At 68.5% G+C, this 26335-nt stretch carries 25 protein-coding genes and 1 tRNA gene; 15 read left to right on the top strand and 11 right to left on the bottom strand.

All coding sequences use genetic code 11. The annotated features are described in order from the left end of the window. Positions 1 to 11: 11 nt before the first annotated feature. Both C463_RS08445 and C463_RS08440 read right to left on the bottom strand, forming a co-directional pair. On the bottom strand, positions 12 to 446 hold the full coding sequence (locus C463_RS08445) for a universal stress protein (protein ID WP_008442753.1): 435 nt from the start codon (positions 444 to 446) through the stop codon (positions 12 to 14). Between the two features lie 96 nt (positions 447 to 542). Continuing rightward, on the bottom strand, positions 543 to 1496 hold the full coding sequence (locus C463_RS08440; protein ID WP_004598548.1) for a transcription initiation factor IIB: 954 nt from the start codon (positions 1494 to 1496) through the stop codon (positions 543 to 545). Positions 1497 to 1853: 357 nt separating this feature from the next. Between C463_RS08440 and C463_RS08435 the strand changes: the two genes are divergently transcribed. After that, the gene (locus tag C463_RS08435) at positions 1854 to 2249 is read left to right on the top strand and encodes a hypothetical protein (RefSeq protein ID WP_008442752.1); all 396 of its coding nucleotides are present in this window, start codon (positions 1854 to 1856) and stop codon (positions 2247 to 2249) included. Between the two features lie 3 nt (positions 2250 to 2252). Beyond that, a complete protein-coding gene (locus tag C463_RS08430) occupies positions 2253 to 2876 on the top strand; it encodes an METTL5 family protein (RefSeq protein WP_008442751.1) in 624 nt (207 codons plus the stop codon). Between the two features lie 37 nt (positions 2877 to 2913). Here C463_RS08430 and C463_RS08425 read toward each other — a convergent pair whose 3' ends face one another. From C463_RS08425 to C463_RS08415, 3 genes are all read right to left on the bottom strand, one after another. Continuing rightward, a complete protein-coding gene (locus tag C463_RS08425) occupies positions 2914 to 4788 on the bottom strand; it encodes a rhomboid family intramembrane serine protease (protein WP_008442750.1) in 1875 nt (624 codons plus the stop codon). Between the two features lie 104 nt (positions 4789 to 4892). Continuing rightward, complete coding sequence (locus C463_RS08420) at positions 4893 to 5171, bottom strand: UPF0058 family protein (RefSeq protein WP_008442749.1); 279 nt, start codon at positions 5169 to 5171, stop codon at positions 4893 to 4895. Between the two features lie 92 nt (positions 5172 to 5263). Next, positions 5264 to 5479 carry a ribbon-helix-helix domain-containing protein gene (locus C463_RS08415; protein WP_004598554.1) on the bottom strand — a complete coding sequence of 72 codons (216 nt, stop codon included), beginning with the start codon at positions 5477 to 5479 and terminating at the stop codon, positions 5264 to 5266. Positions 5480 to 5738: 259 nt separating this feature from the next. On the opposite strand from C463_RS08415, the gene C463_RS08410 reads away from it, so the two are divergent. Together C463_RS08410 and C463_RS08405 are read left to right on the top strand one after the other, a co-directional pair. Beyond that, complete coding sequence (locus tag C463_RS08410; protein ID WP_008442748.1) at positions 5739 to 6353, top strand: sulfite oxidase-like oxidoreductase; 615 nt, start codon at positions 5739 to 5741, stop codon at positions 6351 to 6353. Positions 6354 to 6436: 83 nt separating this feature from the next. Beyond that, entirely contained in the window at positions 6437 to 7813 is a 1377-nt protein-coding gene (locus C463_RS08405) for an isochorismate synthase (RefSeq protein ID WP_008442747.1), read from the top strand. Positions 7814 to 7849: 36 nt separating this feature from the next. Here the strand turns inward: C463_RS08405 and C463_RS08400 are convergent, their stop codons facing one another. After that, a complete protein-coding gene (locus tag C463_RS08400; RefSeq protein ID WP_008442745.1) occupies positions 7850 to 8590 on the bottom strand; it encodes a proteasome assembly chaperone family protein in 741 nt (246 codons plus the stop codon). A gap of 96 nt (positions 8591 to 8686) precedes the next feature. On the opposite strand from C463_RS08400, the gene C463_RS08395 reads away from it, so the two are divergent. Continuing rightward, on the top strand, positions 8687 to 9646 hold the full coding sequence (locus C463_RS08395; protein WP_008442744.1) for an RsmB/NOP family class I SAM-dependent RNA methyltransferase: 960 nt from the start codon (positions 8687 to 8689) through the stop codon (positions 9644 to 9646). Beyond that, positions 9643 to 10194, top strand: a complete 552-nt coding sequence (locus tag C463_RS08390; protein WP_008442743.1) for a DUF7122 family protein — start codon at positions 9643 to 9645, stop codon at positions 10192 to 10194. Before C463_RS08395 ends, C463_RS08390 begins: the two co-directional genes overlap by 4 nt. 77 nt (positions 10195 to 10271) lie before the next feature. On the opposite strand, the gene C463_RS08385 is transcribed toward C463_RS08390, so the two are convergent. The 3 genes from C463_RS08385 to C463_RS08375 all read right to left on the bottom strand — a co-directional run bounded on the left by C463_RS08385 (position 10272) and on the right by C463_RS08375 (position 12676). Further along, positions 10272 to 10529 carry a hypothetical protein gene (locus C463_RS08385; protein ID WP_239638869.1) on the bottom strand — a complete coding sequence of 86 codons (258 nt, stop codon included), beginning with the start codon at positions 10527 to 10529 and terminating at the stop codon, positions 10272 to 10274. Positions 10530 to 10543: 14 nt separating this feature from the next. Next, positions 10544 to 11077: a DoxX family protein gene (locus C463_RS08380; protein WP_008442741.1), complete on the bottom strand. Its 534-nt coding sequence runs from the start codon at positions 11075 to 11077 to the stop codon at positions 10544 to 10546. A gap of 84 nt (positions 11078 to 11161) precedes the next feature. Further along, complete coding sequence (locus tag C463_RS08375; protein ID WP_008442740.1) at positions 11162 to 12676, bottom strand: DUF790 family protein; 1515 nt, start codon at positions 12674 to 12676, stop codon at positions 11162 to 11164. Positions 12677 to 12763: 87 nt separating this feature from the next. Between C463_RS08375 and C463_RS08370 the strand changes: the two genes are divergently transcribed. The 5 genes from C463_RS08370 to C463_RS08350 all read left to right on the top strand — a co-directional run bounded on the left by C463_RS08370 (position 12764) and on the right by C463_RS08350 (position 20072). Next, positions 12764 to 14503 (top strand): tRNA uridine(34) 5-carboxymethylaminomethyl modification radical SAM/GNAT enzyme Elp3, encoded by a 1740-nt coding sequence (locus C463_RS08370; RefSeq protein ID WP_008442738.1) that lies wholly within the window; start codon positions 12764 to 12766, stop codon positions 14501 to 14503. 77 nt (positions 14504 to 14580) lie between these two features. Further along, a complete protein-coding gene (gene rqcH, locus C463_RS08365) occupies positions 14581 to 16770 on the top strand; it encodes a ribosome rescue protein RqcH (protein ID WP_008442737.1) in 2190 nt (729 codons plus the stop codon). Between the two features lie 109 nt (positions 16771 to 16879). After that, the gene (locus tag C463_RS08360) at positions 16880 to 17272 is read left to right on the top strand and encodes a DUF5820 family protein (protein WP_008442735.1); all 393 of its coding nucleotides are present in this window, start codon (positions 16880 to 16882) and stop codon (positions 17270 to 17272) included. 117 nt (positions 17273 to 17389) lie between these two features. Beyond that, a complete protein-coding gene (purF, locus tag C463_RS08355; RefSeq protein ID WP_008442733.1) occupies positions 17390 to 18889 on the top strand; it encodes an amidophosphoribosyltransferase in 1500 nt (499 codons plus the stop codon). Positions 18890 to 19007: 118 nt separating this feature from the next. After that, a complete protein-coding gene (locus C463_RS08350) occupies positions 19008 to 20072 on the top strand; it encodes a halocyanin domain-containing protein (protein ID WP_008442732.1) in 1065 nt (354 codons plus the stop codon). A 34-nt stretch (positions 20073 to 20106) separates the two neighbouring features. Here C463_RS08350 and C463_RS08345 read toward each other — a convergent pair whose 3' ends face one another. Continuing rightward, entirely contained in the window at positions 20107 to 20667 is a 561-nt protein-coding gene (locus C463_RS08345) for a DUF420 domain-containing protein (protein ID WP_008442731.1), read from the bottom strand. A 204-nt stretch (positions 20668 to 20871) separates the two neighbouring features. Between C463_RS08345 and C463_RS08340 the strand changes: the two genes are divergently transcribed. The 4 genes from C463_RS08340 to C463_RS08325 all read left to right on the top strand — a co-directional run bounded on the left by C463_RS08340 (position 20872) and on the right by C463_RS08325 (position 25664). Beyond that, positions 20872 to 20956: transfer RNA gene (locus C463_RS08340), tRNA-Leu, on the top strand. 440 nt (positions 20957 to 21396) lie between these two features. Further along, positions 21397 to 22674, top strand: coding sequence for an RNA-guided endonuclease TnpB family protein (locus tag C463_RS08335; RefSeq protein ID WP_008442730.1), 1278 nt, complete (start codon positions 21397 to 21399; stop codon positions 22672 to 22674). A gap of 512 nt (positions 22675 to 23186) precedes the next feature. Beyond that, positions 23187 to 25070, top strand: a complete 1884-nt coding sequence (gene gatE, locus C463_RS08330; protein WP_008442729.1) for a Glu-tRNA(Gln) amidotransferase subunit GatE — start codon at positions 23187 to 23189, stop codon at positions 25068 to 25070. Between the two features lie 69 nt (positions 25071 to 25139). Then, positions 25140 to 25664 (top strand): phosphate-starvation-inducible PsiE family protein, encoded by a 525-nt coding sequence (locus C463_RS08325; protein ID WP_008442728.1) that lies wholly within the window; start codon positions 25140 to 25142, stop codon positions 25662 to 25664. Between the two features lie 7 nt (positions 25665 to 25671). On the opposite strand, the gene C463_RS08320 is transcribed toward C463_RS08325, so the two are convergent. Next, positions 25672 to 26154 (bottom strand): Lrp/AsnC family transcriptional regulator, encoded by a 483-nt coding sequence (locus C463_RS08320; protein WP_008442727.1) that lies wholly within the window; start codon positions 26152 to 26154, stop codon positions 25672 to 25674. Positions 26155 to 26335: the final 181 nt, after the last annotated feature.

Here is a 26335-nt window from a genome sequence, read left to right as displayed (position 1 = left end):
GAACGGTGCGGTTACTCATCCGTCGGCTGTCGCACGGTCAACACCGGGACGTCCGAGGTGCGGACGACCCGCTCGGTGACGCTCCCGAGCAGGTAGCGGTCGAGCCCCTTCCGGCCGTGCGTCCCCATCACCACGACGTCGATGGCGTGTTCGTCGACGTAGTCGTGGATCGACTGGTAGGCCGTTCCCGACGTCACGCTGGTCACGCACTCGACGCCGGTGTCCGCGGCGGCGTCCGCCACGCGGCCCGTCGCCTCCTCGCCCTCCGATTCGAGCGCCTCGACGACGATCTCCGCGCCCGCCTCCAGGCTGGAGTACGCCCCGCCGTCGACGACGTACAGCGCGTGGAGACGAGCGCCGTACTGGTCCGCGAGGTCGATCGCGTGTTCGATCGCGGATTCCGAGGCCGGGCCGCCGTCGGTTGGAACGAGGATCTCCGAGTACATCTCACTCCGTAGTACAGCGGGTATCGATTAAAAACCCGATCAACTATCTCGAACTCCGGTACGGAGCGGACACCGCCGCTCGACCGTCTGCTCGTCCTACCGGAAGCCCATCGCTTCGATCTGCTCCTGATACCGGTTCCGGATGGTGACCTCGGTGACCTGCGCGACGTCGGCGACCTCGCGCTGGGTCTTCTTCTCGTTACAGAGCAGCGACGCCGCGTAGATGGCCGCCGCCGCGAAGCCGGTCGGTGACTTCCCGGAGAGGAGGCCCTGCTCGGCGGAGACGTCGATTATCTCGGTCGCCTTCGACTGGACCTCTTCGGAGAGCTGGAGGGAGGACGCGAACCGCGGGACGAACTGCTTGGGGTCGACCGGCTTCAGCTCCAGCCCCAACTCTTGGGAGATGTACCGGTAGGTCCGACCGATCTCCTTCTGCGGGACCCGCGAGACGTCCGCGACCTCGTCGAGGCTGCGGGGGATCCCCTCCTGTCGGCAGGCGGCGTACAGGGCCGCGGTGGAGACGCCCTCGATTGAGCGGCCGCGGATCAGGTCCTCGTTGAGCGCGCGTCGATAGATGACGGACGCGACCTCGCGTACCGACCGCGGGACGCCGAGCGCCGACGCCATGCGGTCGATCTCCGAGAGCGCGAACTGGAGGTTGCGCTCGCCCGCGTCCTTGGTCCGGATCCGCTCTTGCCACTTGCGCAGGCGGTGCATCTGCGACCGCTTCTCGGAGGAGAGCGACCGCCCGTAGGCGTCCTTGTCCTTCCAGTCGATCGTCGTCGTCAGCCCCTTGTCGTGCATCGTCTCCGTGATCGGGGCGCCGACGCGCGACTTCGACTGCCGCTCGTTGTGGTTGAACGCGCGCCACTCCGGCCCGCGGTCGATGTTCCGCTCGTCCAAGACGAGCCCGCAGTCCTCGCAGACGAGCTCTTGATCGGCGTCGGTGACGATGTTCTCCGAGTCGCATTCCGGACAGGAGACCGTCGATTCGTCCGTTTCCTGCTCCGTGTCCCGCTCCTGTTGCCGCTGGCGGCTCGGACGTTCCATTAAAAGGTTTGTGGTCAGTTGCGTATTTAAGCCTTGTCCACGTCTACCATCGATCCTGATCGTTCTCGCTTCGATCTCATATCCGTTTTTCGGGCTTCAAGGCCCTTCTACCGATTGAATCGGGAATATAAGCCGGCTCGTCGACGGTCTTGACCCGCCCTCGACGCTACCCGTCACGACGCACGAAACGTGACTGTGATCCGAGGTCGGAATACGGCGTTTTGACCCGCCGATCCCGACAGCAGTCACACCGACGTGCGATCGGACTCACCGCCGGAGTGTGCCGTGCGCACCGCCCTTTATATTACTATGAAACATCTATAAAGACTTTTGTATAACTCTTGCCAATGGGTTCGTATGAGTACTACCGCCTCGTCCGGCATCGAACGCGCGCTGCGCGGCTGTCGTCCCGCCGACGTCGACCCCGTCGTCATCGACGCGGCGGACCTCGACAGCACCGCCCCCGAACACCTCCGCGACCTCAAGCGCGGGCTCGCGGCCCGCGGCTACCAGCCCGCCGCGGTCGCGACCGAGGCGGACTTCGACGCCGAGAGCACGCTCGCGTGCCAGCGCGAGGCCGACCGGCTGCGCGACCTCGTCCGCGCGGCGTCGTTCCTCGGCGCCGGTCGGATCGAGGTCAGCGTCGACGGCGAGGCGTGCGAGGAGGTCGGTACCGCGCTCGCGGCGCTCGCCGAGCGCGCCGACCGCGAGGGGGTCGAGTTCGAGCGCGTCGGGGACGACGGCACCGCCTGACCCATGGCGACGAAGCGGTCGCTCGCGACGAAGCTCGGCGTCGTCGCCGGCTTCGAACGTCCCGACGCGGCCCTCGAACAGTACCCGACGCCACCGGAGCTGGCCGCCCACGTCGTCCACCTCGCGGACCTCCACGGCGACGTCGACGGCCGGACGGTGATCGACCTCGGGGCAGGTACGGGAATGCTCGCGCTCGCCGCCGCACTGCGCGGTCCCGCTCGCGTCGTCGGCCTCGAACTCGACGGCGGCGCGCTCGCGACCGCCCGGGCCAACGAGCGCCGCGTCGCCGCCAGCGCGCCGGTCCACTGGGTCCGCGGCGACGCCACGCGCCCGCCGCTCGCCGTCGCTGAGCCCGCGACGGTCGTGATGAATCCCCCGTTCGGCGCGCAGGACGGCAACCGCAACGCTGACCGGGCGTTCCTCGCCGTCGCGAGCGACCTCGCGGCCGTCTCCTACTCGGTCCACAACGCCGGCAGTCAGGAGTTCGTCGAGGCGTTCGCCGCCGACGAGGGCGGCGAGGTGACCCACGCGTTCGCGGCCGAGTTCCGGATCGACGCGCAGTTCGATCACCACACCGACGAGTCGCGTGAGATCGACACCGAAGTGTACCGGATCGAGTGGGAGTGACGCGCCGTAACTGCGCTCGTCCACCGACTGATCCCGACTACTGCCGCCCCTCGTAGCGCTCCCGCTGTGCGATCCGCACCCGCGTCTCGCCGCGCTCCGCGAACACGGCGTCGCCCTCGCGAACGAACGTGAGCCCTCGCACCGTCACCGACTCGTTCGCGGCCGGGAGCGCGGCCGTGACGTTGTTGCCGCTCCCGCCGACCACCGTCAGCTCGAACCCGTCGGGCGCGGCCGCGACGACGACGCTGCGGCCGTCGATCCGGGGCTCGGCCCGCGCGGGTTCGCTGGTGAACAGCGTCCGCCTGGTCTCGTTTCTGACCGCGTCGACTCGGTACGCCGGGCCGCCGTTCGCGGCGACCCAGCCGACCCGCTGGACCCAGACGGTCTCGCGCCAGCCCGTTCCCCCCACGTCGACCGCGCGGTACCCCCAGAACGCGAGGCTCCCCTTCGAGACCGCGGTCGTCCATATCTCGCGGTCCGGGTCGCTGACGATCACCCCCGAGGTGTTGACCGACGTCGAGCGCCCGAACGCCTCCACGTCGACGACGCCCACGAGCTGGTTCTCCACGTTCTCGGCGTAGGTCACCTGATACCCCTCCACCTCGATCGGGTCCCCCGGGAGGTCGCCGTCGTCGACCGCGACGAGGTTCGGGACGACGCCCGGGCCGGCGACGACCGCCAGCGCCGCGACGAGCAGGAGGAGTCCGACCGCCGCCGGCGTCGCCGACCGGATCCCCCCTCGGATCGTCTCCGGCTCCGGGACCGCCCGGGTCGGCCACAGGGGGTCGTCGCGCGAGACGGCCGCGACGGTGACGATGGCGGCGAGGAGCGCGAGCAGCCCGACGCCGACCGCGCGGTACAGCTCGTACCGCTCGTTCCCGAGGTACCAGTACACCGCCCACAGCCGACGCGAGGCGCCGAACAGCAGCAGCGCGCCGAAGACGAGCAGCGCGGACCGCTCCGTCGCGTCCGTCCGAGACCCCTCGCTCGCCCGGGTCGCAACCGGGTGGTACCGCCACCGTCCCGCAGTCGCGTCCGGCTCCGCGTCCGGGTCGGGCCCTTCACCGTTCGATCGCCGGGCGCGACGGCGAAGGAGGACGACCGCGACGAGCGCGCCGCCGATCAGCCCGAGCGCGTGCCCCTGGATCGCGACGTTCGCCCATCCCGGCACCCCGTAGGAGGGAGACGCCTCGGCGAACGCCACCGGGACCCGGAGGGCGTCGTAGAGGACGCCGACGAACCTCGTCCCGGCCATCGCGACGACCGCCGCGACGGGGCGAGAGACGAGCGCGAACCCCCAGTAGCCGAACACGACGACGGAGAAGCCGATCACCGGCCCCAGCGCGAACAACGCCGAGCAGAGCCCGAACGCGACCGCGGCGCCGGGGACGATCAGGAACGCCCGCACGTAGGGATTCTCACCCGGGGAGTCGACGGCGGCCGCCCGGCTCGGGAGCGCGCTGATCCGCTCGGGCAGCTTCCGGAGGCGGACGGCGATCCGGTCCGCGTCGTCGACGTCGCGTCCCTCGGGGAAGTGGCCGTACGCGTACTCCGCGAGGCCGCCGGCGACGAGCGCGGAGAGGAGGTTCCCGGTGATGTGCCCGCGGCTGGAGTGCGCGAAGCTGGACCAGAGGAGCCCCTCCGGGTAGAAGTACGACCACGACCGGAACGGGATCACGACCGGTCGGTACGGGTTATCGATCCCGGACTGGACGAACAGGTACACCCCGATCACGCCGGCGATCACGACGAGCGTTCCCCACGGGACGCCGAGGAGGAGCCGCGAGCGGAGCGCCCGCGTCCAGCCGCCGCTCGGGCGGTCCACGAGGTACACCGCGGCGAGCGCGACGACGACACCGACGCCGCCGACGGCGAGGTGAAGGGCGTCCGACGTCAGCGCCTCCGCGATCATGTCTGCTTCGACGGGGCCGCGAACACATCAATACGGGGGTCCGGAGCGACGCGTCGGGGGCGAAAGCGAGAGCGCGGCTCGGTCGACGGTCGGAGCGCTCCGCCTCAGATCTTATTTTCGGCGTCGTCGGCGAGCTCCTCCATCCGCTTGCCGACGCGGCCGGCGGGGGAGAACTCGTCCTCGCTCATCGCGTTCGCGAGGGCGTTGCCGAGGACGAACACGGCGTGTTTGTGCTCGCTCTTCGACTTGTGGACGTGCGAGGGGTCGACCTCGAGCTCGTCGTAGGGGTCGAACAGCGAGCCGTCGACGGTCTCCTGCGCGCGGAAGTGCTCCATGATCGTCACCATCTGTTCGTGAAGTTCGAGCAGCTCGTCCTTGTGCATACCCACGGATACGGGTTGTTGGCCCTATAAGGGTTGTTGAGGGCGGTACGCACGGTTCCGGGCCGCCGAGCCGCAGCAAAACGGTCGTTCGCTCAGAAGACGTACTCGTCTTCGTGGCCCATCATCCCCTCGTCTTCGAACCCGTTGGAGTCGTCGTCGTCTCGCGGGCCGCTCGTCTTGTACGCCTTGATGCCAGTCGATAGCAGCTCCTCGACCGCCTCCTCGCGGTTGAGGAACTCCCCCTCCTCGACCATCTGGGCGATCTGCATCTCCAGATGCTCCGGCACGGTTATCTTCACTCGGGGCATTTGCTGTCCGGCTCTTGTGGCATGGCGTATATAAAATTGGCGTCGGAGATCCGCGGATGTGAAAACGCAAAACGATGACACAAAAATTCGTTTTCGATGATTCGAGCTGCTATTTGGAAATCGCGAACCGGTCGCCATCGACGTTCCTCTCGACGGCGCCAACGTCGAGAGTCGGCCCGTCCTGCTGGTCTCCGGTCGCCCCGGGCCGCCAGTCTCCGAGAGCGACATTCATACGTCGGTCCGGGACGAACCGAGCCGCATGACCGAATCCGGCGTCGACGCCGTCGAGGACCTCACCGACCTCTACCGCGAGTACGGCGACGACCGGCTCCCGCCGGGGCAGCGCGAGACCGACGGGTTCCCCGTCCTCTCGAAGAGCGGAACTCCCGCTTGGGACCCGGAGACGTTCGAACTCGAGGTGTGGGGTGCCGTCGATGAGCCGCGCTCCTTCTCGCTCGACGAGTTCCATGACCTCCCGACCGTCACCCAACGGCAGGACTTCCACTGCGTGACGGGGTGGAGCAAGTTCGACTGCGAGTTCACCGGCGTCGAGTTCGCGGACCTAGCCGAGCTCGCGGGCGTCCGGGACGACGCGGAACACGTGATGTTCCACTCGCTCGACGGCTACACCACCGATCTCCCGTTCGACGAGTGTACGAAGCCGGGCGTCCAGCTCGCGTACGGCTTCGACGGCGACGACCTCCCGGCCGACCACGGCGGGCCGATCCGGGTCGTCACGCCGCACAGGTACGCGTACAAGGGCGCGAAGTGGGTCTCGGGCGTCGAGTTCCTCACCGAGCCCGAGCTCGGCTACTGGGAGAAGCGGGGGTACAGCGACACGGCGAACCCGTGGAACGAGGAGCGCTACAGCTGACCGCCGGACCGCCGCGCTGATTTTCCCCGTCCGCTCCGCCCCGATAGTCAGGATAAAGGGTCCACGGCCCCGACTCGATACGCATGGAACGGGCGCGCCCTCGGTCGTCGCCGCCGCTGGTCAGCCGGACCACGGCGGTCGACGAGCCGGCGTTCGCGGCGGTGTTCGACGCGCTCCCGTCGCCGCGCACGACGTGGAGTGCGCCCGACGACGCCCTGGTGGTCGGCGGCGGCGCGGCGGCGACGCTCACCGCCGAGGGCGACGACCGGTTCGCGGCGATCCGCGACGCGGCGACGGAGCTGTTCGAGTCGGGCGACGTCCACGCGGGTACCGAGGCGGCCCGACCCCGCGTCTTCGGGGGGTTCGCCTTCCACGAGGGCGCCTGCGACGGGGACCCGTGGGGGCCGTTCCCTGAGGCCCGGTTCGTGTTGCCGCGGGTCCAGCTGACGGTCGCGGACAACGGCGCGTGGCTCACCGTCAACGCGGTCGGAGCCGACGCCGACGCGTCCGCCGTCGAGGACCGACTGGCGCGCGAGGTCGAGCGGTTCGACACACTCGACCGGCACGACTCCGGGGACGCGGCCGGCTCTCGGCCGCCCCGCCCGGGAATCCGCGAGAGCCGCCGGACGACGAGCCGCGAGGCGTGGCGCGACAGCGTCGGTGCCGCGGTCGACCGGATCCGCGACGGCGATCTTCAGAAGGTGGTGTTAGCGCAGGCGCTGGAGGCCGACCTCGCGGCCGACTTCCCCCGGGCGCCGACGCTCGAACGCCTCGCCGAGAAATACCCGGACTGCCACCGCTACTGGTTCGAGCCGGCCGCCGGCGAGAGCGCCTTCTTCGGCGCCACGCCCGAGCGGCTGGTCTCGCTGCGCGGTCGGACCGTCGAGACGGACGCGCTCGCCGGCACGACCGGCCGCGGCGAGACCCCGTCCGAGGACGAGTGGCTCGCGGAGGAACTGCTCGACGACGAGAAGAACGTCCACGAACACGAGCTCGTCGCGGAGACCGTCCGCGATCAGCTGGAACCGTTCGCGGCCTCCATCTCAGCCGCCGACCGCCGCGTTCGCCGGCTCGCGACGGTCCAACACCTCCACACGCCGATCACCGCCGAGCTCGACGCGGACCGCCACGTCCTCGAACTCGTCGAGGCGCTCCATCCCACCCCAGCGGTCGGCGGGCTCCTGCCGGACCGCGCGCTGGCGACGATCCGCGAGACGGAGCCGTTCGACCGCGGCTGGTACGCCGCGCCGGTCGGCTGGATCGACGCCGCGGGCAACGGCGCGTTCGCGGTCGCGATCCGCTCGGCCGTCGCGAGCCGCCGGCGCGCGACGCTGTTCGCGGGCGTCGGCGTCGTCTCCGACTCCGACCCCGACCGCGAGTGGGACGAGGTCCAGCTGAAGTACCGGCCGATCCTCGACGAACTGGAGCGCGACGGCGCGGGCGGGTCGGCCGACAGCTAGCGCGCCCGCCCGGGGGCGACGGACCGGGCCGCGAGCCTACTGGAACATCTTCAGCGGTTCGGCCTGCGAGCTCTCCTCGGTCGCCTGTCGCATCTGCTCGGCGAGCTGCCGCTTCGCGCTCCGGATCTCCGTCGCCTGCTCGACGAGCCCGTCGGTCGGCGTCTCGATCTCGGCGATCGCGTCGATGCCGTCGGCGATGAGTACTCGCGCCGCCTCGGGGTCGGGGAACTGCGGGTCGGACTCGACGACGAGCCCGACCGCGTCGCGGCCGTCCTCCAGCGCGGCCGCGAGCATCGCTCCCGTCGGACCCGAGACGAGGCCCGACTCGGACGGCTCGGACACTTCGGCGCGCCCGAGCGCCTCGCCGCCGTCACCGGTCGCGATCCCGTACAGCTCCGGGGGCGCCTCGTCCTTCTCGCGGCCGATCCCCGACAGGAAGATCGGGAACAGGTCGGCCTCGTCGAACCACGAGCCGAGACACGCCGCGACCTCCGTCGCCGCGCCCGGGTTCACGGGCACGTCGCTGCGGAGCGCGACGAGGTCGTTCTCGGTGTCCGCATACAGCCGCACGGGCGTCGTCGCGGCCGTCTCGGACTCCCGATAGACGGTCACCGGCGGCAGTCCGTCGCAGTGGACGTTCGCGTAGTGGGTCATCTCGTGGGCGTCGATCAGGTGGTCGGTCGCGATCTTGCCGACGAGGCCGACGCCGGGGAACCCCTCGATCAGCGTCGGCTCGTCCAGCGCGACGTCGTCGTCGAGGACGGAGATGCGGGCCATGCGCGCTCCTACGCCGGGGGCCGACCTAAAGGTGCGGCGCCCGGGAGGCCGCTCGCGTCCCGAAACGGTCTAACGGGCCGACCCGAAAGGGGAGCCATGAATCCGCTCGACCGATACGAGTCGCTCGTCGACGACGTCGACGCGTTCCGGGCGGCGTGCGACCGGCCACTCCCCTCGGTCGTGCGCACGAACGGCATCGCCGCGACGCCGGCCCGCGTCCGCGAGGCGTTCGACGAGGGGGGCGTCGCCTACGACCCCGTCGACTGGCACGACGGCCTCTTCCGGCTCCCCGAGGGGAACCCCGGCGGCAACTGGCCGTACGTCCACGGCTGGACCCACGGGCAGGAGGAGGTGTCCGTGCTGCCGACGCTCGCGCTCGCCCCGCGCCCCGGCGAGCGCGTCTGGGACGCCTGCGCGGCGCCCGGCAGCAAGACGACCCAGATCGCGGACGCGATGGACGACGAGGGGACGGTCGTCGCCAACGACAACAACCTCGGCCGCCTCTCCGCGCTCCGCCACAACGCCGAGCGCCTCGGGATCACGAACGCGATCGTCACGAACCAGGACGCGCGCAACTTCTCGACGAAGCCGCTGGCGTTCGACGAGTTCGACCGCGCGCTGGTCGACGCCCCCTGCTCCTGTGAGGGCACGTGCCGCAAGAACCCGGACGTCCTCGACCAGTGGACGCTCGACCACGTCCACGCGGTCGCGGGCATCCAGAAGGGCGTCTTGGCGCGAGCCGTCCAAGCGACCCGCCCGGGCGGCGTGGTCGTCTACTCGACCTGTACGTTCGCGCCCGAGGAGAACGAGGCGGTCCTCGACCACGTCCTCGCGAACGAGGACTGCGAACTGGTCGAATTCGACCTGCCGCTCGACACCGATCCCGGCGTGACCGAGTGGGAGGGGGAGACGTACGACGAGTCGGTGACGCGCGCGAAGCGTATCTACCCGCACCGCAACGACACGGGCGGGTTCTTCTGTGCGAAACTGCGGGTCGGCGGCGCGGCGAGCGACGAGACCGGCGACGCCGCGACCGACGGCGGGGGGGGCGCGTGAGCGACGGCACCGACGGGGGGACGGGCGAGGCCCACACGAACGACGGCCAGCGCTTCGACCGGCTCCCCGAGACGCCGGCCGACCGCGGGGTGGAGGGGCGCGCGAGCCGCGAGGAAGTCCTCGACTGGTGGGAAGAGCGGTTCGGGATCGACTCCGAGGTGTTCGCGGAGTACTCCTTCTGGGAGAAGGGCGCGGGGAAGATCTGGATCTTCAACGGCGAGGCGACCGACCCCAGCGAGGTGGAGGCGATCGGGATGACCTTCCTGCGCACGCGTCAGGAGCACTGGAAACCGACCGGCAGGGCGGCCTCGCGGTTCGGCCGTCACGCGACGGAGAACGTGATCGAACTGGACCCGGCGCAGGCGGCCCGGTTCGCGGCGGGGGAAGACCAGGACCTCCCCGAGTGGGACGGCGACTGGGGCTACCTGATCGCGACCCACGAGGTCGCCGGCGAGCCGGTCCCGATCGGGGTCGGGCTGTACCTCTACGACGAACTGCGCTCGGTGGTCCCGAAGGGGAGCCGGGCGGACCTGCCGGTCGTGGAGTGAGCGGCCGTCCCGGGGGTCGGTAAAATGTCAGTCGTGGGAGCGCCGCGTTCCGGCGGCGCTCCGACGGTCCCTGCGGGTCAGATCGACGTGTCTTCCGGCGGTTTCGTCACGAGGTTGGTGACGCCGTACGCCGCGAGCAGCAGCAGCCCCAACAGGATGGTGTACGACCGAACGCTGAGGCTTATCAGCGTCTCGTGGACGACCTGTCCCTCTCCCGACACCGGGTGCGGCGCTCCTGCGATTATCTCCAGCAGGCCCATCCCGACCGTGCCGATCAGGATGAGCGCGCCGCCGCCGTACAGTCCGACTCGTTCCATTGTAGTGGGTTGGCTCATGTGTTGTCACCTCGTTAGCCGATGAAGTACCGCAGCCGCGGGTGGTCCCTGACGAACGACGTCTTCGCGAGGTAGGCGTCGACGCCGAGCACGCGCCCGGCCCCGAGCGTCGCGATCATCGCGAAGATCAGCAGCCCGAGCAGGTCCCCGGTGATCACGCCGTGGGCCCAGCCGCCGGTCTCGCCGTTGATGAAGTAGAAGAACGTCATCAGGAACGCGCCGAAGAACGCGGCCAGCCGCGTCAGGGCGCCGACGATCAGCCCCAGCCCGATCAGCGTCTGTCCCAAGGGAACCATGATATTGGTGAACGACAGCAAGATTCCGTCGGAGAACAGCGTGACCACCGGGCCGAGGCTCGTCTGCGCCGCCGCGCCGCCGACGAACCAGCTCGCGTCGAACGGCCACGCGAGGAACTTGTCGAGTCCCGCGTGGAGGAACCACCACCCGACGATCAGGCGCAAGACGACGAGCCAATAGCCGAAGCGCGACTCCTCGACCGGGAACGATACGTCTCTGCCCAACAGCTGCGTTTGGATGTTCGTGACCATTGGTATCCCCGGTTGCGAAAATGTTCGGGTACAATATATATACCCATCTCCAATGTCACCGACGAGTAATTCGCGAACCGCGGACTACTCCTTCCGTCGCACCGTCCCGCCGCCGAGCCCCTCCCACTCGACCCGGTAGCCGAGCGCCGAGAGGGTCGCGCTCGCGTCGTCGACGCCGTACTCGTCCAGCGTCGCCTCGGCCGCGGACAGCGCCGCCCCGTCGTCGACCTCGTCGTCGATCCGCGCCAACACCGACGGCCTGACGAGCGTGCGGCCGACGAGCTCGTGGTCGGGGAACGCCCCGTCCTCCACGGCCGCCTCGCTCACGCCGTGTCGGTCCGCGAGCTCGCGCAGGGTGAGCACGTCGTCGGCCGGTTCGAAGGCGTCCGGGAGCGACGCGGCCGCGTCCGCGACGAACTCGGCCTCGTACTCGCGGAGTACGTCGACGACGTCTTTCACGCGGACCGTCCCCGAGTAGGTGACGACGCGGTGGTCGCGCGCGGCTATCTCCTCGCCGACGCCGAGGCTCTCGTCGACGGCGACGAGGAGGTCCACGTCCTCCACGTCGGCGAGCTGTCCGAGCTTCTTTTCGACGTACTCGGGCGTCCAGAAACCCATCACCTCGAAGAAGAGTCGGAAGTCTGCGTGGTCGTAGTCGAACGCGAAGTCCGGGATCATGACGCTCGCGCCGGTTTCGAGCGGCTCCGGCTCGCGGACGAGCGTCCAGTCGAGGTCGAGCCCGTGGAACCGGCCGGCGAAGTCGGCCTCGACCCCGCTGTCGAAGTCGGGCTCCGCGACCGGCTCCACGTCCGGCACCGCCACGTCGCCGTCGGAGAGGCGCATCGTGCGCTCGCGGCCGCGGTCGTCTATCGTCGCTGTCAGCTCCCAGTCGGCGGACTCCGCGACGGTCCGGAGCAGTCTGGCGAACGCGGTCCCGTACCGCCGAGTGCGCGAGAAGAGCGCGTCGGGGCCCGTGACGACGAGTTCGCGGCCCTCCGGCGTCTTTTCCAACTCGTACATCAGCCGGAGGCGCTTGACGGCGGAGACGAGCCGCTTCGGGTCGTTCGACCGCACCCGAACCTCGGTGGCGTCGAAGAGAGCGGTCTGGGCCAAGGAGAGGTCGTACTGCTCCAGCAGGGCGTTCGGGTCCCAGCGCACGTCGGCGTCGGCGAGTCTCTGCTCGACGTCGCGGTCGGCGTACAGCGACGCCTCGACGTCCCCGGAGTCGATCCCGAGCGCGTCGGCCGCCCGATCTATCGCGGTCTCTCGTTCCGCCTCGCTCGCGACGCCGACCGCCTCCGCGGCCTCGAACGCGGCCCGCCGGGCGCGACGCGGCGGGACCGCGGCGCGCGTCTCGAACTCGCACTCGCGCTCGACGAGGGCGGCGAGCCCGCGGACCAGCTTGAAGTCCCCGTTCCGCCCCGCGGCGTCGGCCTCCAGGTCCGCCAGCGCGTCGTCGAGGTCGCCGCGGCGCTCGCCCACGTGCGACTCGAACGTCCCGAGGACGCGGGCCGCGAGCGGGCGGTGTTCCCGCCCCGTGAACTGCGGGCGGTAGCCGCCGCCCGCTCGGGAGACGCGCAGGAGGTCCTTCCGTAGCACGGCGGCGGCTACGCGCGTGGCGACCTAAAACCGGCCGGTTTCCCGGGTGCGACACGCTTAACTCCGAAACCCGTCGATCGGAGCGTAATGAGTACCGACGCGGCGGGCGACGCCGAGTCCGACGAGGCCGCCGGTAGCGAGGGCGACGGCGACGATCTCCCCGAGGCGTTCGTCCGCACCTGTGAACACCTCGTCGAGCGCATCCTCGACGGCGAGATCGAGCGCGACGACCTCGAACGCGCCAAGCTCGACGCCTGCTCGGAGTTCGGCTCCCCGAAGGTGCCGAAGAACACCGAGATCCTCGACCACGCGCCTACCGAGCACCGGGACGACGTGATCGAGGTTGTCCAGCGCAAACCGGTCCGGACCGCCTCGGGCGTCTCCCCCGTGGCGATCATGACCTCGCCGGAGCTGTGCCCGCACGGGAAGTGCCTCTACTGTCCCGGCGGGCCGGCCTCCGAGTTCTCCTCGGCGCAGTCGTACACGGGCCACGAGCCCGCCGCCGCGCGCGGCGAACAGAACGACTACGACCCGTACGGGCAGGTCACCCTCCGCCTCGAACAGCTCCGAAAGATCGGCCACCCGGTCGACAAGGTGGAGCTCATCCTCATGGGCGGGACGATGACCGCGCGCTCGCACGACTACCAGGAGTGGTTCGTGAAGCGCGCGCTCCAGGCGATGAACGACTATGACCTCGACAAGGAGGCGGAGCCCGCCGAGGGCGAGTCGTTCGCTCCGAGCCCCGAAGAAACCGAGTTCGAGTACCTCGAAGACGTGATCGCCGAGAACGAGACGAACCCGATCCGCAACATCGGCACCACCTTCGAGACGAAGCCAGACTGGTGCGACCCCGAGCAGATCGACCGGATGCTCGATCTGGGCGGGACGAAGGTGGAGGTCGGCGTCCAGACCACCTACGAGCGGATCAACCGCGAGATGCACCGCGGCCACGGTAACGAGGCGAGCCGGAACGCCAACCGCCGCCTGCGCGACGCCGCGTTCAAGATCGGCTTCCACATGATGCCGGGGCAGCCGGGGATGACCCGCGAGATGTGCTTGGAGGACTTCCGGCAGCTGTTCGAGAACCCCGACTGGCGGCCCGACTACCTGAAGATATATCCCACGCTCGTCGTCGAGGGGACGCGCGTGTACGACCGCTGGCGGCGCGACGACTTCGACCCGCTCACCAGCGAGGAGGCGGCCGACCTCGTCGCCGACGTGATGGACCACATTCCGAAGTACACGCGGCTCCAGCGCGTCCAGCGAGACATCCCCGCGGACTTCATCGACGCCGGCGTGCAGAAGTCGAACCTCCGCCAGCTCGCGGCCCAGCGCGCCGAGGAGAAGGGGATCGTCCAGCGGGACATCCGCGCCCGGGAGGTCGGGCACAACGACGCCGACCCGGACCCGGACGACGTCGAGATGGACGTCCTCACCTACGAGGCCGGCGGCGGCACGGAACACTTCATCTCCTTCGAGGATCCCGTCCGCGACCTCCTCGTCGGCTTCTGTCGGCTCCGATTCCCCTCGTTCGCGCCCGACCAGCCGGGCGCGCCCGGCACCGAGAGCGACCCGATCCGTCCCGAACTCGAGGACGCCGCGCTGGTCCGCGAGCTCCACGTGTACGGCAACGAGGTCGGCATCGGCGGCGACGGCGACTGGCAGCATCAGGGGTACGGGACGAAGCTCCTCGAACGCGCGGAGGAACTGTCTCGCGAGGCCGGCTACGACAAGGTCGCGGTCATCTCCGGCATCGGCGCTCGCGAGTACTACCGCAACAAGCTCGGCTACCGACAGGACGGGCCGTACGTGTCGAAGCGGATCTGACCGGTTCCGCGTGACGTCCCGCGGCCGCCCGTCCGCACAACGACACGCCTTTTCCGGCCCGCCGGTCTCTTTCGAGTATGGACCAGAAGCGGGAGCTGTCGAGCATCGACCTCGCCGCGCTCGTCACCGAGCTGAATCGGTACGAGGGCGCGAAGGTCGACAAGGCGTACCTCTACGACGACGACCTGCTCCGGCTGAAGCTGCGCGACTTCGACCGCGGCCGCGTCGAGCTGATGATCGAGGTGGGCGACGTGAAGCGCGCGCACGCCGCCGACCCGGACAACGTCGCGGACGCGCCCGGCCGGCCGCCGAACTTCGCGAAGATGCTCCGGAACCGGCTGTCGGGCGCCGACTTCGCAGGCGTCGAGCAGTACGAGTTCGACCGCATCCTCACCTTCGAGTTCGAGCGCGAGGACCAGAACACCACGCTCGTCGCCGAGCTGTTCGGGCAGGGGAACGTCGCCGCGCTCGACGAGACGGGCGAGGTGATCGGCGCGCTGTCGACGGTCCGGCTCAAGTCCCGCACCGTCGCCCCCGGCTCGCAGTACGAGTACCCCGCCTCGCGGCTCAACCCCCTCACCGTGAGCCGCGGCGGGTTCGACCGCCACATGCGCGAGTCGGACAGCGACGTGGTGCGGACGCTCGCCACCCAGCTGAACCTCGGCGGGCTCTACGCGGAGGAGGTGTGTACCCGGGCGGGCGTGCCGAAGGAGACCCCCATCGAGGAGGCGACCGACGACCAGCTCGGCGCGCTCCACGACGCGCTCTCCCGACTCGACGAGCGGCTCCGCTCTGGTGACGTCGACCCCCGGGTGTACGAGGAGTCGGTCGAGGGCGACGGAGGCGACGAAACCGACGAGCGCGACCCCCGCGTGGTCGACGTGACGCCCTTCCCGCTCGCGGAGCACGAGGGCCTCCCGAGCGTCGGCTTCGATACGTTCAACGCTGCCGTCGACGAGTACTTCTACCGGCTCGGGAACGAGGAGACCGACGAGGGCGAAGCGCCCGCGGACGCGGGGGCCTCGCGGCCCGACTTCGAGGAGGAGATCGCCAAACAGGAGCGGATCATCGAACAGCAGTTGGGCGCGATCGAGGGGTTCGAGGAGCAGGCGCAGGCGGAGCGGGAGCGCGCGGAGCTGCTGTACGCGCACTACGACCTCGTCGACGAGGTGCTCTCGACGGTGCGGGAGGCCCGCGAGAACGAGGTGCCGTGGGACGAGATCGCGGCGACGCTCGACGCCGGCGCGGAGCGGGGAATTCCTGCTGCGGCGGCCGTCGTCGACGTCGACGGCGGCGAGGGGACGGTGACGGTCGAACTCGACGAGGAGGGCGACGGCGAGGGGACGGTGACGGTCGAACTCGACGCGAGCGAGGGCGTGGAGGTCAACGCCGACCGCCTCTACCGGGAGGCCAAACGCGTCGAGGAGAAGAAGGCCGGCGCGAAGGAGGCGATCGAGTCGACCCGCGAGGAGCTGGAGGCCGTCAAGGAGCGAAAAGCCGAGTGGGAGGAGCAGCAGGCGGCCGACGACGGGAGCGGTGGCGACGACGGGGGCGAGGACGACGAGGAAGAGTACGAGACGGACTGGCTCTCGCGGTCCTCGATCCCGATCCGGAGCCCGGACGACTGGTTCGAGCGGTTCCGCTGGTTCCGCACCTCGACGGGCTACCTCGTGATCGGCGGGCGCAACGCCGACCAGAACGAGGAGCTGGTGAAGAAGTACATGAGCAAACACGACCGGTTCTTCCACACGCAGGCGCACGGGGGACCGGTGACGATCCTGAAGGCGTCGGGCCCCTCCGAGTCGGCCGACCCGGTCGACTTCTCCGAGGAGACCCTCCGGGAGGCCGCGCAGTTCGCGGTCTCGTACTCGTCGGACTGGAAGGACGGCCGCGGCGCGGGCGACGCGTACATGGTCGAGCCCGATCAGGTGTCGAAGACCCCCGAGAGCGGCGAGTACATCGAGAAGGGGAGCTTCGTGATCCGCGGCGACCGCACCTACTTCGAGGACGTGCCCTGCCGGATCGCCGTCGGCGTCCAGTGCGAGCCGATCACCCGCGCCATCGGCGGGCCGCCGTCGGCCATCGTCGACCGCGCGGCCGCCCACATCACCTTCGAACCGGGAATGTACGCGCAGAACGACGCCGCGATGATGGCCTACCGAAACCTGAAAGAGCGGTTCGCGGACCAGTCGTTCGTGCGCAAGGTCGCGAGCGCCGACCAGCTACAGGAGTTCCTCCCGCCGGGCGGGTCGGACATCGTCGACTGAGGCCCACCGTCGATTGAGACCCGGCATCAATTGAGGCCCGCCGTCGACCGCGGAACGACTCTCCTCCCCCGAGCGCGACGTTTTCAAGCCTCCGAGACGGAGGATGCGCATGGCCTTCGAATCGCTGCCGGAGGGGTGGCGGGTGTGGAACGAGGAGCCCAGCGGGCGGGCCATCCTCGTCTACCGCCCCGACGTCTTCGGGAGCGGCGACCTCCCGAACGAGTGTCTGCCGACGATCTACCTGACGAACGGCGCCCGGAACGCTCGGCCCGGATCGGGCCAGTACGCGACCGAGGAGTGGCACGTCGTCTGCTTCTTGGAGCCAGAGATCGAGGCGGTCTCGGAGACGTACGAGAGCCGCGAGGCGGGCGCGGCCGGCGCGGTCGACGTCGCGGAGCGGTTCGCGGCGGGCGAGGTGGACTACCGGGGCGCGTATCAGGTCCCGCGCGAGGAGTACTTCGCGCGGCTGGACGAGTTCGTCGGCGGCGAGGAGACCGCGTGACCGCGCGGCGATACGCACCGACTAATATCCACGATCACGCATAAATCGGGGCGAGAAGGGGACTGATACGCCACGAACACGAGGATTTTTATCGCCGCCCGCCCGACCCTCGCGTACATGAACGCCGGTGGGGACTACGGCGGCGACGAACCGCGAGAGAAGTGCGGCGTCGTCGGCGTCTCGCTCGAGGACCGGGAGGCCGCGCGACCGCTGTACTACGCGCTGTACGCGCTCCAACACCGCGGCCAGGAGTCGGCCGGGATCGTCACGCACGACGGGTTCCAGCAGCACAGCCACGTCGAGCGCGGCCTCGTCGGCGACGCGTTCGAGGAGGGGGACCTCGCGTCGCTGTCGGGCGGCACCGGCATCGGGCACGTGCGCTACCCGACGGCCGGCAGCCTCGACAAGAGCTGCGCGCAGCCGTTCTCTGTCTCCTTCAAGTCCGGCTCGCTCGGGCTCTCGCACAACGGCAACCTCGTCAACGCCGACGAGGTGCGCGAGGAACTCGCCGCGGCCGGCCACGCGTTCACCTCCGACGGCGACACCGAGGTGATCGCCCACGACCTCGCCCGCAATCTCCTCGAAGAGGACCTCGTGCGGGCGGTCAAACACACGATGAACCGCATCCACGGCTCCTACTCGCTGGCGATCACCCACGACGACACCGTGCTGGGCGTCCGCGACCCGCTCGGGAATCGCCCGCTGTGTCTCGGAAAGATCGACGGCGGCTACGTCCTCGCCAGCGAGTCGGCCGCCATCGACACGCTCGACGGGGAGCTTATCCGCGACGTCCGCCCCGGAGAACTCGTCGTCCTCGACCCCGACGGCACGGGGTACGACACGTATCAGCTGGTCGAGCGCGAGTCGACCGCCCACTGCTTCTTCGAACACGTCTACTTCGCCCGGCCCGACTCCGTCATCGACGAGAACCTCGTGTACGAGGTGCGCCGCTCGCTCGGCCGGAAGCTCTGGGAGGAGTCCGGCGTCGAGTCCGACGTGGTCATGCCCGTCCCCGACTCGGGGCGCGCGTTCGCCTCCGGCTACGCGGACGCCGCGGGCGAGACCACCGCCGACGGCGAGCCGCGGGCGGCCGACGACGGCGGCGTGGAGTTCGCCGAGGGGCTGATGAAGAACCGGTACGTCGGGCGGACGTTCATCATGCCGACGCAGGACGAGCGCGAGCGCGCGGTCCGGCTGAAGCTGAACCCGATCCGCTCGACGGTGGAGGGGAAGTCGGTGACCATTATCGACGACTCCATCGTCCGCGGGACGACCTCGACCCAGCTCGTCGAGCTCGTGCGCGAGGCGGGCGCCGAGGAGGTCCACCTCCGGATCGGCGCGCCGCCGATCCTCGCGCCCTGCTACTTCGGCATCGACATGGCGACGCGCGAGGAGCTGATCGCCGCCGACGCCTCGACCGAGGAGATCCGCGAGGAGGTCGGCGCGGACTCGCTGTCGTACCTCTCCATCGACGCGGTCGCCGACGCCGTCGGCGAGAGCCGCGCGGACCTGTGTCTCGGCTGCGTCACCGGCGAGTACCCCTTCGATGTCGAGGGGGAGGCGACCGACCGCGACGTCGACGCGCCCGTCTCCGACCCCGCGCCCGCCGACGACTGAGGCGGCCGTCGAGCGCACTCCCTTCGCTATCCCCCGCAGACCCGCACACGTTCGACCCCGGTCCGACCGCTCGGGACGTATCGGGGCCTTAAATATGCTCACGGTCAGACGTTGAGCCATGACACGGAACGCCGACGTTTCAGCCGACGGCGACCGAGCCGCGTCGATGAGCCGCCGCGGGTTCTTCCGCGCCGGGGCCGCCGGAGCGGCGGTCGCGGCGGGAGTCGCGGCCGGAAGCGGGACCGCCGTCGCCCAGTACGACGGCTGGCTGGAGGGCGTCAGCAACTACGACGGTACCCACGACTACCGCGGACAGGACGAGGTCACCGTCGAGGTCGGTGCGGGCGAGAACGGCCTCCGGTTCGGCCCGGCCGCGATCCTCATCGATCCCGGCGCGACCGTGGTCTGGGAGTGGACCGGCGCCGGCGGCGGTCACAACGTCGTCGCGGACGACGGCACCTTCGACAGCGGGTCGGCGGTCGCGGAGGAGGGTACCACCTTCGAGCACACCTTCGAGGACGCGGGCGACGGCGACTCGTTCAACTACTACTGCGGGCCGCATCAGTCGGTCGGCATGAAGGGGGTCGTCGCGGTCGGCTCCGTCGACGACGACCTCGTCGACCCGCAGGCGGAGGGCGGCGACGGCGGCGATGGGGGAAGCGGCGGCCCGGCCGGCTACGGCGACTGGTTCGAGAACGTCGGCAACTACGAGGGGACGCGCGACCTCCGCGGACAGAGCGAGGTTACCGTCTCGGTCGGGGCGGGCGAGAACGGCCTCCTCTTTGACCCGCCCGCGATCCTCGTCGACCCGGGGACGACAGTGGTCTGGGAGTGGACCGGCGCCGGTGGCGGCCACAACGTCGTCGAGGAGAACGACGTTTTCTCCAGCGGGGAGCCCGTGGCCGAGGAGGGAACGACGTTCGAGTACACGTTCGCGGACGCCTCCGACGGCGACGTGTTCCGGTACGCCTGCGGGCCGCACCAGAGCGTCGGGATGAAGGGCGCGGTCGCGGTCGGCTCCGTCGACGACGACCTCATCGGCGGCGAGTCTGGCGGCTCCGGCGGCGGTAGCGGGCTCTCCGCGAGCGACATCGGGACGCTGGCGCTCGGCTTCGGGTTCGCCGGCGCGCTGCTCGTCCCGCTGTTCTACGCGGCCCACCAGAAGGCGGGGCGGAACGCGTAGCCGACGCCCCCTTTTTGCGGTCGGCGTTTTTCGCTCAGTACACGTGGTACAGCATGAGGTACACGCCGATCCCCATCGTGAAGGAGATGAGCCAGAGGACTGCGCCGACGAACCCGACCTGCGAGTGCCGCGTCTGATAGAGGTCCGCGTACGGGTGCGTCGCCGCGAGGAAGAGCGCGTGGAAGACGAAGGGGACGCAGACGATCGCGAGCAGGATGTGGATCGCGAGGAACGGGAGATAGACGTACGAGTAGACGACCTCGGGGCCGGGGAACTCGGTGGTGCCGACGTGGATCAGTCGGTAGAGGTACGCGCCGAGGAACGCGGCGAACAGCGCGAACGAGGTCACCATGAAGTTCCGGTGGCGCTCGACGTTCCCCCGAGAGATCGCACGCCAGCCGAGGACGATCGTGGCGATCGCCGTCGCGGAGACGGCGGCGTTGAAGTGCGGGATCGCGGCGAGGACGGCGTCGCTCGCGCGCGGCAGCAGCGAACTCGGGACGACGCCGCCGACCGCCGCGAAGACGAGCGCGAGCGCGACGCCGGAGGCGACGGCGGTCAGGACGGAGACGTTCTCGCGGGCCCAGTCGGACATGTCCGTGGGATGGGACGCGACCCCCAAACGCGTGCCGGTTGCGGTCGACGCATTCCGGACGCGGTCGAATCGTGCCGCTCGCGGTCGCCGAGTCGCGGGGACGCTCCCCTGCCCGCCGGTCTGGGAAACCTCGCCACGGTTCCGCCAAATGGAAGGGCTTTTAATTAGGGGAAGGGTACGTGAAGACGCGACAGAACACCGCGAGCGTGGGTAGCCAAGCCAGGCCAACGGCGCAGCGTTGAGGGCGCTGTCCTGTAGAGGTCCGCCGGTTCAAATCCGGTCCCACGCATATCCGAACCACTTCTCATAGCCGTACCCGTCATACACACCACGAAGACTCGCTTCCAGTAATTTCTCGAATCATGCAAAAGTCGCATGACGACACGTCGTATATTACAGGTCGGTGATTTGTAAGCAGTCAATCTCCGCTTGACGACATTACACGAAGTGGTATTTGAGGCTGTATTCCGAGTGATTCGACTGCTTCTCACCCATACCTACCAGAGTAGCTACCACTCAAATGTCTTCTTTGAAGTTACTTGTGAGTTACTAGCAGTATACTTTTGAGTATGGAAAACAATCAACAGACGTGACAAAGCAACTTAAGGTATCAAACACCGTGTACGATGATCTTGACGAACTCAAGGACGAGGAGGGGCACACGAGTTTCGACAGCGTACTCCGTACGCTCCTCCTTCACTACCGTCATGTCCAACCCAATAATCAAGAATGACCGACACACAGGCTCTCGTCAAAACGCTGGACTTCCAACTCGATGTCCAGAGTAACAACGAGAGTCTGCTCAAAGACGCTACCCGTAGGGCACGGTCGGCGTACAACGAAACCATTCGACTCGCCAAAGAAGGCGTAGATTGGGACACGATTCCCGGCCGCGTGGCGGCCGATGTCGATCTTGTCAGAAACACGACACAGCGTGTTGTCGCCAAAGCACTTGATGCGATGGAGAACTACTACGAGTACGACGACTTCGGTCGGCCAAGCCACACCAAAGATGGCACCTACCCGCTCCGAGCAAACTACGAGGAAGGGTACAACCTGACGCTCACCGAGGATGGCGACGTAGCGTTCCGCATTAGCGCAAAACCCTACAAGCACGTCAAAGGCGTCCTCTGTGGTGACAGTGCTCACTACGACATCCTTAAAACCGCGCTCACGAGCGACGATTGGAAGATTGGGACGGCGGAAGTCCTGTTTCAAAACGAGAACCCTGAATTACACGTTACCGTCACCAACACCGAGCAGACCGTTCGAGACAAACTGGACTCACGAACGGTTATTGGCGTAGACGTGAACGAAGACAACGTGGCTCTCACTGCGCTCTTCGAAGATGATGTCGAAGACACGTTGGTTATTGACTTTCCCGAGATCAAGTTTGAGCGCCACCGCTACTTCACGATGCGAAAGCGTGTCCAGAACGCGGGAAAAGATAGCATTCACGCCACGCTGGAAGGACGCGAGAAACGGTTCGTCCGCGACAGACTCCACAAGGTGTCTCGGTATATTGTGGAGTGGAGCCGGCAGTTCGACAAGCCGTGTATCGTCTTTGAAGACCTCAAAGAGATGCGCGACAGTATCGACTACGGAACGCGGATGAACCGACGCTTACACCATCTCCCCTTCCGCACTCTCCAATACTACACGTCGTACAAGGCATCGTTTGAGGGGATTCCAACCGGATGGATTGACCCGTACAAGACGAGTCAACGGTGCCCAATGTGTGGTCACGCCGAACGAGTGAACCGCAACAAGAAGCGGTTCAAATGTCGGTCATGCGGACATCAAGACCACAGCGACCGAAGTGCAAGCGTCAACATCGCCGTGAAAGGCATTATGAAACATCAAGACTGGAATGTGCCTGGTCTCAACAGCCTTCCCCAAGTCAGGAAGGTGCGACGGCAGGCATCGGGGGCCGTGGACGCCCCAACCGTGACCCACGACGCCATGCGAGGTCATCAGACCGATGGTATCGTGGGAGTGTCCAATTAAACCACGGGAAGCCTCTGGGGTTAGCCCTGAGGCAGTTCACGACAGCACCCACGCACAATTCCTTTCGACCACTACGTGACGAGTACTTACTTTGTTCAGATCTGCCTGGTGGCGCGATGGTTGCCTCCGGAGCCACAGCTACTCGTTCGTAAATCGTGAACCACGGATCGATGGAAAACGTCTCCAAAGCCCCAGTCGCGAGGCGGGCGCACGCTCGCTGCGCTCCTCGGTCGCTCGTTTCACTCGCTCCGTGCGGTGCTTGCGTCGCCTGCGACAGCCTCGCGACTGCCCGTTTGAGTCCCACCCCAAACAGCACCGCGGCCTCACACCTCCCCAGCCTCGTCGCTCGCTTCCTTCGGTCGCTCGCGACTCCCTCGCGCGTGCTGACTCGCGGCCGCCGAGGGCGGCCGCTCGCAGGCACGCGCCACCGCATCGGCTGTTTGGTGCTTGTCGTTCCCCTCACCCGCGCGAACTGCCACCCTTTTAGTCGCGCGCCGTCGGAGTGTGGCGTAATGAGTACGGACGCGACCCCCGAGTACGACTACGAGGAGCTGGGGCTCGTCGCCGGACTGGAGATCCACCAGCAGCTCGACACTGAGACCAAGCTGTTCTGCGACTCCCCGACCGTCGAGCGCGACCCGGACGAGTCCGACCGGTCGATCACCCGGCAGCTCCACCCGACGAAGAGCGAGTTGGGCGAGCTTGACGACGCCGCGATGGAGGAGAGCCGCGTCGACCGCGAGTTCACCTACCTCGCGTACGACACGACCTGCCTCGTCGAGGAGGACGACGAGCCGCCGCGCCGGGTCGACGACGAGGCGCTCTCGGTGGCGCTCCAGATCGCCGACCTGCTCGACCTCTCCGTCGTCGATCAGGCCCACGTCATGCGGAAGCTCGTGATCGACGGCTCGAACACCTCCGGCTTCCAGCGCTCCATCCTGCTCGGACAGGACGGCGAGATCGAGACCGAGTCGGGCTCGGTGTCCGTCGTCGACCTCATGCTCGAAGAGGAGTCCGCGAAGCGCGTCGAGGAGACCGACGAGGGCGTCGTCTACTCGCTCGACCGCCTCGGCGTCCCCCTCGTCGAGATCGGCACGGGCCCGGACATCCGCAGCCCCGAGGGCGCGCGGCAGGCCGCAGAGCGCATCGGGATGCTGCTCCGCTCGACCGGCGCGGTCAAGCGCGGGCTCGGCACGATCCGGCAGGACGTGAACGTCTCCATCGCCGACGGCGCGCGCGTCGAGGTGAAGGGCGTCCAAGACCTCCAGGGGATCGAGGACATCGTCCGCGGCGAGGTCGGCCGACAGGCCGAGCTCCTGAAGATTCGCGACGAACTCCGCGAGCGCGACGCGAGCGTCGGGGACGTGACGGACGTGACCGACACCTTCGCCGACACCGAGTCGGGCGTCATCCGCGGCGCGCTCGACTCGGGCGGGAAGGTGACCGCGGTCCCGCTGTTCGGCTTCGACGGCCTCGTCGGCCGCGAAATTCAGGCGGACCGCCGGCTCGGCACAGAGTTCTCCGACCACGCGAAGCGCCACGGCGCGGGCGGCATCTTCCACACCGACGAGCTGCCCGCGTACGGTGTGACCGAGGCCGAGGTCGACGCCCTCCGCGACGCGGTCGGCGTCGGCGAAGACGACGCGGTCGCCATCGTCGCGGCAGACCCGGAGACGGCCGACCTCGCGATCGAGGCGGCCGCTGAGCGCGCCGAGACCGCCATCGAGGGCGTCCCCGAGGAGACCCGCGGCGCGAACGACGACGGGACCACGCGCTACCTCCGGCCGCTCCCGGGCGCGGCGCGCATGTACCCAGAGACGGACGTGCCGCCGGTCGAACCGGACCCCTCCGACGTCGACACTCCCGAGCTGATCGACGAGAAGGCGGCGCGGTACGCCGACGAGTTCGGGCTCGACGCCGGCCTCGCCGAGCAAGTCGCGTTCGGCCAGCGGTTCCCGCTGTTCGAGGCGGCGGTCGAGCGCGGCGTCGACCCCACGTTCGCGGCGTCGACGCTGGAGTCGACGACGACGGAGATCCGGCGCGACGGCGCCCCCGTCGAGAACCTCACGGACGGCCACTTCCTCGCCCTGTTCGACCTCGTGGAGGACGGCGACCTCGCGAAGGAGGGCGTCCCCGAGGTGCTGACGACGCTCGCGGAGGACCCCTCGCTGTCCGCCGCCGAGGCCGTCGAAGAGGCGGGGCTCTCGGGTGTGAGCGAGGCGGAAGTGCGCGAGGCGGTCGTCGAGGTCGTCGAGCGCAACGCCGATCAGATCGAGGCCGAGGGGATGGGCGCGTTCTCCGGGCTGATGGGCGAGGCGATGGGCGCGCTCCGCGGGAAGGCCGACGGCGAGGTCGTCTCAGACGTGTTGCGCGAGGAGATCGGGAAGCGGTCGTAACGACCGCTGCGTCGGTTAGGCCCGCTTTTTACCTGTCGGGAGACCCTCCCTCCCAACGAGGGACTCCAGATGGCAGACTCGCCCCCGGCCGACTCGTCGGACGACCCGCCCTCGCCGGACGGGACGCCCAACCCGTCAGTCGCGAAGACGCGTAGCGACCGCGTCTCTCAGGTGACGAACCGCTTCATCCACGGCGTCGAACTGGCCGCGGCCGCGCTTTTCGCCCTGCTCTTCGGCATCGGCGTCGTCGACCTCGCGATCCAGATCGCGGAATCCGTCCCGACGGGAGAGATCACGGACCCGAACGTCGTCATCGGGTTCATCGAGACGGGGCTCCTGCTTCTCATCATCGTCGAGGTGTACGAGACGGTCGTCGCATACATCGAGCAGAGCGACACCCGGCGGATCGTCAGGCTGGTGATCTACACCGGCGTCATCGCGATGGTCCGGAAGGTGATCATCTTCCGCACCACCGAGTACTCGTCGACGCTGGACGCGCTGTTCGCCGCGCTCGCCTACGGCACCGTGATACTCGGGCTCGTGTTGCTGTTGTACGTCGAGCGCTCGGTCGGCGCCTCGCTGACGCCCGAGTGAGCTCCGGTCAGTCGGTCAGTTCTTCGATCAGCGTGTCGAGGTCGTACGTCGCCGGCGCGCGCGGCTCGTCGCGCAGCGTCGCGATGGTGAACGTCGAGTTCGTGCGCTCGACCTCGGGGATCGCCTCGAAGTCGCTGATGAGGCGTTCGACGGTGTCCGACGAGGAGAGCCGCGCGAGGACGACGAAGTCCGTCTCCCCCATCGTGAAGAACGCCTCCGTGACGCCCTCCACCGCCAACAGCTCGTCCGCGAACTCCTCGTAGGGGCCCTCGTAGCTCGCGAGCACCTCGACGATGACGGTGACGCCGAGCCCGAGCGCCTCGTGGTCGAGGTCGTACAGGTCGTTCTCGATGACGCCGTCCTCGCGGAGGTTGTTCAGTCGGTAGTGGATCGTCGACACCGGTATCCCCGTCTCCTCGTGGAGCCGCTCCGGACTCCCGGTGCCCAGATCGGAGATGGCCTTCAACAGCCGCACGTCGCGCTCGTCCATACGCCCCCTTCCCGTGATAGTCTGTTATATATTACGACCGATACGGTTGGAGTCGAGTTCAAGATTCGCGCTCGTTTCGGGACCGTATCGCACGTAATTCGTATGTGTGATTGTTCGTTTTCGATGTCGGCCTATCCGAGAGACGAGCTTAACTATCTCAGATAATTTTGAACAGACAGCC

Origin of the sequence: Halorubrum californiense DSM 19288, from assembly GCF_000336875.1 — an archaeon.
Lineage (GTDB): Archaea > Halobacteriota > Halobacteria > Halobacteriales > Haloferacaceae > Halorubrum > Halorubrum californiense.
This window is presented reverse-complemented; position numbering and strand designations above follow the sequence as displayed.

Coding starts and splice junctions, on each gene's coding strand:
- C463_RS08445 (WP_008442753.1), bottom strand. CDS start 446: ATGTACTCGGAGATCCTCGTTCCAACCGACGGCGGCCCGGCCTCGGAA.
- C463_RS08440 (WP_004598548.1), bottom strand. CDS start 1,496: ATGGAACGTCCGAGCCGCCAGCGGCAACAGGAGCGGGACACGGAGCAG.
- C463_RS08435 (WP_008442752.1), top strand. CDS start 1,854: ATGAGTACTACCGCCTCGTCCGGCATCGAACGCGCGCTGCGCGGCTGT.
- C463_RS08430 (WP_008442751.1), top strand. CDS start 2,253: ATGGCGACGAAGCGGTCGCTCGCGACGAAGCTCGGCGTCGTCGCCGGC.
- C463_RS08425 (WP_008442750.1), bottom strand. CDS start 4,788: ATGATCGCGGAGGCGCTGACGTCGGACGCCCTTCACCTCGCCGTCGGC.
- C463_RS08420 (WP_008442749.1), bottom strand. CDS start 5,171: ATGCACAAGGACGAGCTGCTCGAACTTCACGAACAGATGGTGACGATC.
- C463_RS08415 (WP_004598554.1), bottom strand. CDS start 5,479: ATGCCCCGAGTGAAGATAACCGTGCCGGAGCATCTGGAGATGCAGATC.
- C463_RS08410 (WP_008442748.1), top strand. CDS start 5,739: ATGACCGAATCCGGCGTCGACGCCGTCGAGGACCTCACCGACCTCTAC.
- C463_RS08405 (WP_008442747.1), top strand. CDS start 6,437: ATGGAACGGGCGCGCCCTCGGTCGTCGCCGCCGCTGGTCAGCCGGACC.
- C463_RS08400 (WP_008442745.1), bottom strand. CDS start 8,590: ATGGCCCGCATCTCCGTCCTCGACGACGACGTCGCGCTGGACGAGCCG.
- C463_RS08395 (WP_008442744.1), top strand. CDS start 8,687: ATGAATCCGCTCGACCGATACGAGTCGCTCGTCGACGACGTCGACGCG.
- C463_RS08385 (WP_239638869.1), bottom strand. CDS start 10,529: ATGAGCCAACCCACTACAATGGAACGAGTCGGACTGTACGGCGGCGGC.
- C463_RS08380 (WP_008442741.1), bottom strand. CDS start 11,077: ATGGTCACGAACATCCAAACGCAGCTGTTGGGCAGAGACGTATCGTTC.
- C463_RS08370 (WP_008442738.1), top strand. CDS start 12,764: ATGAGTACCGACGCGGCGGGCGACGCCGAGTCCGACGAGGCCGCCGGT.
- rqcH (WP_008442737.1), top strand. CDS start 14,581: ATGGACCAGAAGCGGGAGCTGTCGAGCATCGACCTCGCCGCGCTCGTC.
- C463_RS08360 (WP_008442735.1), top strand. CDS start 16,880: ATGGCCTTCGAATCGCTGCCGGAGGGGTGGCGGGTGTGGAACGAGGAG.
- purF (WP_008442733.1), top strand. CDS start 17,390: ATGAACGCCGGTGGGGACTACGGCGGCGACGAACCGCGAGAGAAGTGC.
- C463_RS08350 (WP_008442732.1), top strand. CDS start 19,008: ATGACACGGAACGCCGACGTTTCAGCCGACGGCGACCGAGCCGCGTCG.
- C463_RS08345 (WP_008442731.1), bottom strand. CDS start 20,667: ATGTCCGACTGGGCCCGCGAGAACGTCTCCGTCCTGACCGCCGTCGCC.
- C463_RS08335 (WP_008442730.1), top strand. CDS start 21,397: ATGACCGACACACAGGCTCTCGTCAAAACGCTGGACTTCCAACTCGAT.
- gatE (WP_008442729.1), top strand. CDS start 23,187: ATGAGTACGGACGCGACCCCCGAGTACGACTACGAGGAGCTGGGGCTC.
- C463_RS08325 (WP_008442728.1), top strand. CDS start 25,140: ATGGCAGACTCGCCCCCGGCCGACTCGTCGGACGACCCGCCCTCGCCG.
- C463_RS08320 (WP_008442727.1), bottom strand. CDS start 26,154: ATGGACGAGCGCGACGTGCGGCTGTTGAAGGCCATCTCCGATCTGGGC.